Source organism: Virgibacillus carmonensis, assembly GCF_057836705.1.
This window is the reverse complement of record NZ_JBYQFJ010000081.1, coordinates 1-1,070: the sequence shown is the minus strand read 5'-3', so window position 1 is coordinate 1,070 and position 1,070 is coordinate 1. Positions and strand designations below refer to the sequence as shown.

Genomic DNA, 1,070 nt, shown 5'->3' with positions numbered 1-1,070 from the left:
TTGGGATGAAGAATAGCGGGACATAGGGTCTTGAGCCGGTACATGGGGACAGGTTCCTTGTCCCGCATAGTTGCGGAGACGGAACAGGTCTATCATCTGAATTGGAAATGTTTTCTCGGGGAAGAGGGACAAGGAACCTGTCCCCACGTCCCACTACCCTCTATCCACAACTTTTTCTCCACGAAAATAAACCTTTCTTATATCTTCAATACCCACTATTTCCCATCCAGGGATACCTTTGGCTACCAAGAAGTTTGCATCCATGCCTTTTTTTAACCTTCCAAATCGGTCAGCTTTACCCAATATTTCAGCTGGATTTGCTGTTAGTAATGCAAGAATCTGATTTTCATCATATCCGTTTTCCTTTAGCTGTTTCATTCCAGGGTTGGCGATTAACATTAGAGTGTCGGGACCTCGCAATTTTTGATCGTCAAAAGGTAGCCATTCAACATTTTGATACGGGGGTAAATAGGAATCTGTTGCGATGGATACATCGATATTATTATTTAGCAGTTCTACTATGTTTTTGGGTGAATTTGGTTCTAGATGGGTCCCTCCTAACGGTGTGGCGACAATTTTTACACCATGTAATGCAGCCTTTTCTATTTGTTTCTTTGAAATACCGTGGGCATGATGAAGCACGTCAATACCGGCCTCAAGAGCCATTTCTATACCCTCTACACCTGCAACATGGACACCGATTTTTTTATCGTGTTCGTGAAAAATCCTGACAATTTGTTTTAATTCATTCAGGGAGTATATGATTTCCCCAGCGCGTGGAACCTCATCAGGTGTAAAGTTAGCCGGTGTTGCATTGATGAATAGATTTTCTCCTGGGTAGTCAGTTTGTTCGGCCATTATTTTCACTAATAAGGGGTCAGAAAGGTCGGACTGGTGTACTGATTTTGATTTGGTAATCGACGTAAAATGAGCTAATCTATCAAATCCAATGGAAATACTTGTGGCTGCGAATGAAATATCTAGTGGGAAGTCCTTGATAAAACTGCGATAATCATCCATCGCAAAATCACTGTTCGGGTGTCCACAGATTTGTTCACCTAAGGCCGTAA

Annotated in this window: 1 protein-coding gene; it reads right to left on the bottom strand. The window is 42.1% G+C overall.

The genetic code is table 11. The annotated features are described in order from the left end of the window. Positions 1-153 precede the first annotated feature (153 nt). On the bottom strand, positions 154-1,070 hold a 917-nt coding region (locus AC3G7N_RS20560), incomplete at its 5' end, for an amidohydrolase family protein (RefSeq protein ID WP_489424027.1).